Genomic DNA, 6580 nt, shown 5'->3' with positions numbered 1-6580 from the left:
GGTTTCGCCCGCCCTGCGGGCTGTGGCGAGTGACTTCTTGCTGGCCCAAGAAGTCACCAAGAAGGCCTTTCCCCCGCCAATTTGGAGGCGCTCGGCCAAGCTCCTTACCTATGGCAAGCATCACAATCCCTGCAGGATTGCCGCTATGCGGGGTTTCGCCCTGCCCTGCGGGCTGTGGCGAGTGACTTTTCTTTGCGTGGCCAAAGAAAAGTCACCAAAAGAAAGGCCACCCCCGGCAAGTCGTCCGCTGTGCGGATGCCCTCGGCCCATTGAACGGGTTGGTCGTACCGCCGCACACGGCACGTTCATGTGCCGCCTGCGGCTGCGCCGTCCTCCCTGACGGCGCTACTGACCCGCTCAACTCACCTCGGCGTCTTGCAGGGGGCTGCAATACCGTGCCCGACAGTGACCAAGGGGGCTTTTGCGAGTCAGTTGGCCGCTCGCTCAGAGCGGTGGGTGTCCCAATTTCCCCCTGATCAGTTGGCCGCTTCGCGGCACTCAAAACGGCGGGTGTCACAATCACCCTGCTTTTTTATTTATAACAACGACACCTGCCAGAATAGGTAAAACAAAATTAACAAATAGGCTGCCATATGTTTTTGTATATACCCAGTAGGTTAGTGGCAATGTTTCACTGACTACATATAATATTGCTGCGTATAGAATGTAAGATGTTCCCATGATCTTTCGATAAGAACACCAGACTATATCACTTAGGTCTAAGCGATTACCCCAGAGGGAAAACAATAGACCTTTGCGATGATGAAAAGGCACTAATAACAAAGCACCTACAAACATATAAAAAACAGAAGGTTTCAACACTATCCATGATTCAGAGACAACATAATACATCTCGGCAAACGATAAGGGTAACGCTGCAAAAAGAAATAATAGATATGTTCGCCAATACAATCCCCATACACGTTTAATCACCTGAATCTCCTATTGTTTTCTGCAATCAGATATTTATTAATGTCTATTCGGTGGCCGTACTAATTTATCTTACCCATTTCACTCTATCTCCGAAGGGATTTAATCCGCCTTTCGAGCTGTGGCGAGTGACTTCTTGCTGGCCCAAGAAGTCACCAAGAAGGCCTTCCCCCGCCAATCCGACCGCTGCGCGGTTTCCCTCGGCTCAGTCACAAGGTCGGACGGACTGCCGCACACGGCATATCCCTATGCCGCCTGCGGCTGCGCCATCATCCCTGATGGCGCTCCTGACCTTGTTCCCTTCCCTCGGCGGATTGGAGGGGGAGCCAATACCGTGCCCGACAGTGACCAAGGGGGCTTTTGCGAGTCAGTTGGTCGCTACGCGGTGCTCAGAGTGGTGGGTGTCCCAACTGTATGCTCGAATTCGATGTTTCCCGCGAAGAAACCTAACGATTAAGCTAACGGGCGGACAAAAGCGCAGCTTTTTGACGTCCCGCGAACGAAGTGAGCGATAGTTGAGCGCATTGTTAGGTGCCGTGACTACCAAAATTTCCAGTTGGGCTTTGGCTTCTTCCATACGCCAGACCAAAGATCAAAAAATTCTAGCGCAGTGAGTTTTTCCTGAATTGAATTTTCCCCAACAGAGTCGATAACTTGTGTTGGGATGGAGAGGCCAAAGCAGCCTGCCTCGATAGGGAAAATTTCACATTGATTTGACAGGGCTCCAAGAGACGACTCAATGCTCTTTATGTCTTTTGCCTTAATTACGAATTGCATGCCCATTAGATTTTGAACTCAATCTTGCAAATTGGGGAAAGCTCGGCGGTAATTTTGTTGATTGCAGTTTCGCTAACGGACTGTCCGCGAGCGTCATAAATAATCCTGCATTGATTGAGCTGATGTGGCAAATGTTGAGCCGCGAAGGCGATGCGTGCCTTGTTGTATTTAATGCTTAGCTCTATCGATTCAGTGCTTTCGAGGTTGTGATTGGCAATAAGTACATACTCTCCGCGCTCTGCAAGGATGAATTCAGGGGTGAACATTTTCGGCACCTAACGCCTCAAACACCGGCATGGTGAAGTTGGCGGCTTTTTTGGAAAAAAAAGGGGACAGCTTTACCATGTCCGAGTGCTTTGACTTGCTAGTGTTTTTTTGCATACTTGGACATCCAAACTTTGCTTTCTTCAAGAATGCCTTGGTTGATTTGATCAACCGTGCAGTAATCTTCGTAATACCACCCGTACATTTGGTGTATGCCTAGATCATCCCCGACATAGTCTTGTGTTTTGCTGTAATAATCATAATTATCAATTTCTTCGAGTAGCTTTTTAAACTGCACACAGGGAGTTACTGTGCCCGAAGCAATTAATAGAACATGATGCTCAACCAACTCTCTTACAGCTTCTTCTAATGTCGGAATCATCACACCTATTTCGGCTAGGTATTTCTCGAATAACGCTGAGATACTTACCCAACCCTTTGGATCGCAATCTAATATATCAAGAATGACATCTGACCAAGTACCTTTATCCAATTGAGATTTTACATACTCAAAAATGTCTTTCGTGTGCAGTATTCCTGCCGCGTATTTAATTGCAAAAAATTCTTCTTCGGTACTCATGATTTGTAACACTAACGCCGCCAGCACAAGCCGGAGCACGCAGTGCGGAGGTCCAGCCCCGAAGGGGCGATTGTGCCAGGCCTTGTTAAGTGCTGAACTACTTGCACGCTAGACACTCCACACTATTAATTGTTGAATACTCCGCATACCAATAATGCGGGTCGTTTATTTTACGGTACTCTAAAGACTCGAAGGTATAGGACTTGTGGAAACGACGCTTTAGGATTACCAAATTATTGCATTTTGGTGGCCAAGCAGAAGCCTCAGCTACTTCGTTACCGCGAGCCAACTCCGCATTTAGAATTTCATTCAGTTCACTTGACTCGACTCGAACAATGCTTGACTCTCCGTGCGCACTTAACGCTTCAATCAGCCGCCGCTTCAGCGGTCGGCTGCATTGACTTGTTATGTCATGTGTTGTTGAAAGCTTCCAAAATATGGCTTTAAGGCATTTTTGATTGTCTCTCTACACTCGCCTTTTGCCAACCTAACTACAACCTCAGGTAAGCCACCATTGGATAACCCCATGGAGTGGCTAATTTGGTTAGATAGTGATTTACGGTTATACAAAACTAGTAATTGTCTGTAGTTTTTATTCTCTAATGAAAATGGGACAGTCATCATTTTGGTTCTGTTGATCATTATGCTGCACTCAAAATGGTGGGTGTCCCAATTTTCTTATTTTTTTAGACGTAAAAATATAATTGGTTACTAGAAAGGCATTCCGCCATTTATAACGATTGAAAAGGCTTGGGCATAGTTTTGAGCATTGTTGGTGTAGTAACCACTGGCAACTAATGATATTTGGCCCTGTGATGCATCTAAGGGTTGCCCTTCTATAATGCCATAGCCAGGGGCATTTTTTTCTCCACTAGTCATACAGAAAAAGGCTGTTTTTCTCGCCTCTAACGTGAACGGCGTGTCTAGGGCTGGGATAATATAGTTTGATGCAACCGTACCTGAGAAGTACTCACCTGTTTTGTCAAACATCTTAATGGTAACGATAGCGCTATTGGAGGATATGTTAGAAACCTTAAAGCATGATTTTCCTCCGCCATCCCATATGTGGTAACTAGGTATAACTCCCGTGCCAGCGTATGAATTAAATGATAATGCTCCAATAAATGATGCAGCAATGGCTATGGTTTTTTTCATAATTATACCTCTGTTTAAAAGTGCAAAGTTACAAGAACCTAGCATGGGATTCAAGAGTTTCCTCCCAAGTGGTAGTGGGAGTTATTTTTTTCTTGCATTTTACTGCAATGATATAAATCGAGGTGGGATGTGCGTACGCTTAAAAAACAATCTACATAAAATATGATGGATGTAAATTTATAAATGAATTTAAAACAGGGTAGTCACAATTTTGGTTATTCGCAACCGAGAAACAGAAAATGGGACAGTCACCATTTTTGTTCTGTTGGCCACTACGCAGCACTCAAAATGGTGGGTGTCCCATTTTCCCCTTAAAAAAACAGTGCATGGGTTGCTCATAGAAAGCGCCGCCAAACCACGCCGGCGTAAACAGATCAGAAATCAGCATCAGGCCGTCACCATGTTGAGAAAACGAAAATAGAACAGTCATCATTTTGATTATGTTGGTTACTACGTGGCACTCAGAACGGTGGGAGTCCCAATTTCCCCTCTTTAACTGCTATTGATGCAGTGTGTCGATTTTACCATCAATGTTTTTCTTTCTGAGGTCATTAAGAAAAAAATAGTTGGCTAAGATTACTCGAAAAACTGCGTATAGCTGCGAGAGTGTCAATAAAGAAACAACAAAAAATGCAGTATATTTTGCCTCCGCAATCCAATTCCCCATTATTAGGTGTTTCGCGATTGGCACGAGAAACTGGGCAGACAAAACAACCATTAATACGATTGCAGAAACCATAACAATCTCTACCAATTCGCTTAAATAATCTGCATCAGTATCAGCGTCTTTTAACGCCTGATCTGAGACGTCTTTACCTTTAAACGCTCTACCTATTGCTCGGGGATAAATGATTGCAATCCAAGCTCCGATGATTGCGAAGATTATTGAGGAGATATTCAGTAGTGCTGCCAAAGTATCCTTATAATCTGAGTAATTTAAAGAGGATACTACATCTCTTAAAAAATATGTCGCAATGACCGAGATCGCTGCAAGCACAAGATACTTAATCATTGTGCTGCCACCTCTTCTATCTCAAAAGCAGGATTATCTAAGGGTCTCAATAAATCTTGTCGCTGAGACGTAATAGCGCTTAACAACGATTGCGGTGTTACTATTTGGTTATCTTCTCTGTTTGCATTGATTTCAGCAGAAAAGGTAACACTAGTACCGTTTAACATAACCCTTTTACCATCGTTATATATGAATCCTACATTTCTAATTGCGCTTGCGGCATTTGATTCAGAATAGTTGTTTATTATTTGGCGAAGCTGTTGTTCTGTTGGGATAAATTGTAATTCGTGAGTGATTGTCCTTGCTTGATTAAACGTGGGAGTATTTCCTAGTAGACCAGAAAATACGCGCTCCAATGTTCGGCGATCATCTTCTACAGTATATTGAAGAGTTTCCCTTTTAATAATACGTCTTATTTTGTGTAGGTTTGTCAACAACTCCGTTTCAAGCTCTTCTTGCTTCCTACCGAGAGAATGAAACTTTGAATGAATTCTTGAGCTTTGGTCTGTGGGTTGACCATTTGCGGAATATCCAATTACAGTGCCATTTCCATCAAGGACTCTATATGGAGATTTGTTGGCAAGAAACCCGTTCAAAAAACAATCTAAATTTTTCTTGCCTTGAACGGAATGATTAAACCTAATAGTTGCAAATACATTCCTTTCAGGAACAAACCAAAAATAACTGGGGAATCCTGGTATTGCAGGCGTACTCCCAAATCCTGTTGTTAACATATCTGTATTGCCTGGCCTATCCATAGGATTCATTCCATAGATGACGCCGTTATCATTTGGAACCTCATTCCAAAGTATAAGAATACTATCTCCGTTTATTTCATTTTTATGCCAATTGCAAAAATAGGTGTTTCTTAAATCATTGTTTGGGTCAGCTTCATAAGTAGTGGTATTGACGAATTCTCTGCCATCTCTAGACCAAAGATTCAATTTGTTGAGAATGTCATTCAATCCACTAAAATGTGTTTGGTCGTTACCTCTAAGATAGAACCCGCACTTCTTAATATCGAAAAATTTAATTTTTGCTTCTAACATCTGTGATCCTTTTTGTGAGTTCTACATCAGATGCCTGATGGCAGTTAATTCTGTAACATCTGCATCGCCGCCGAGTAAAAAAATCATGAAATCATCATATTACCAGATCACCTCTGCTGGCTGGGCGTATTCGCGTGACGTCCTCTTTTTGCGCCACCATGACGGCTGTGTAAAAAAACAGTACATGAGTTGCTCATTAAAAGCGCCGCCAAACCACGCCGGTGTAAACAGCTCAGAAATCAGCATCAGGTCGTCACCATGTTGAGTGGGTCGTCGTGGACAACGTTCGCTTATCCATCTCATCCGGCAAGGCTACCGCCCCTGAATGACAGCCTCCAGTCTGCTGCTGTTAACCTGCGATGTTGCATAGGCCTGGCTCATGGGTGACTCCGATGAGGCTGTTGCCAAACGGCTATGTTAGCGAGTGGCGCGGGGGAGGGAAGCAGGAGACGATGGTTTCCTGAGCAGGATCAATAAATTAATCAGCTTGAGTCGTGTTGGAGTAGATCAGCAATACCGAAGGGGCTAATCAGTTCGTCGTTCCAGTTATCAGCAAGAGCATCAGGGCGGCAGGGTATTGGCTCCCCCTTCAATCCGCCGAGGTAAGGGCGCAAGGTCAGGAGCGCCATCAGGGACGATGGCGCAGCCGCAGGCGGCATAGGGATATGCCGTGTGCGGCGGTCTGATCTGACCCAGCAATCGTGGACACCGGGTTAAGCAGCTACCTTCTCAAACTCCTCTGGGGTTTGGTAACCCAGAGTGCTGTGCAGGCGATGTCGATTGTAATCGACCTCTATGTACTCGAATACCCTT

General features: G+C 44.5%; 7 protein-coding genes. All 7 read right to left on the bottom strand.

What is annotated here, in order from left to right; translation table 11 throughout:
* Positions 1 to 519 precede the first annotated feature (519 nt).
* Entirely contained in the window at positions 520 to 933 is a 414-nt protein-coding gene (locus tag BN1133_RS19610) for a septation protein IspZ (protein WP_082177943.1), read from the bottom strand.
* 779 nt (positions 934 to 1712) lie between these two features.
* Positions 1713 to 1973: a hypothetical protein gene (locus BN1133_RS06825; protein WP_050665793.1), complete on the bottom strand. Its 261-nt coding sequence runs from the start codon at positions 1971 to 1973 to the stop codon at positions 1713 to 1715.
* Positions 1974 to 2071: 98 nt separating this feature from the next.
* Positions 2072 to 2551: a hypothetical protein gene (locus BN1133_RS06820; protein WP_050665795.1), complete on the bottom strand. Its 480-nt coding sequence runs from the start codon at positions 2549 to 2551 to the stop codon at positions 2072 to 2074.
* A gap of 711 nt (positions 2552 to 3262) precedes the next feature.
* On the bottom strand, positions 3263 to 3706 hold the full coding sequence (locus BN1133_RS20040) for a hypothetical protein (protein WP_153006744.1): 444 nt from the start codon (positions 3704 to 3706) through the stop codon (positions 3263 to 3265).
* A 499-nt stretch (positions 3707 to 4205) separates the two neighbouring features.
* Positions 4206 to 4718, bottom strand: coding sequence for a hypothetical protein (locus BN1133_RS06815; RefSeq protein ID WP_050665792.1), 513 nt, complete (start codon positions 4716 to 4718; stop codon positions 4206 to 4208).
* On the bottom strand, positions 4715 to 5767 hold the full coding sequence (locus BN1133_RS20035) for a hypothetical protein (RefSeq protein ID WP_153006743.1): 1053 nt from the start codon (positions 5765 to 5767) through the stop codon (positions 4715 to 4717). Before BN1133_RS20035 ends, BN1133_RS06815 begins: the two co-directional genes overlap by 4 nt.
* A 713-nt stretch (positions 5768 to 6480) precedes the next feature.
* On the bottom strand, positions 6481 to 6580 hold a 100-nt coding region (locus tag BN1133_RS20030; RefSeq protein WP_157432339.1), incomplete at its 5' end, for an IS3 family transposase.

It is taken from the genome of Aeromonas schubertii (assembly GCF_000820105.1).
Taxonomy (GTDB): Bacteria; Pseudomonadota; Gammaproteobacteria; order Enterobacterales; family Aeromonadaceae; genus Aeromonas; species Aeromonas schubertii.
The sequence above is the reverse complement of the archived record's forward strand: the minus strand, read 5'-3'. Positions and strand labels throughout refer to the sequence as shown.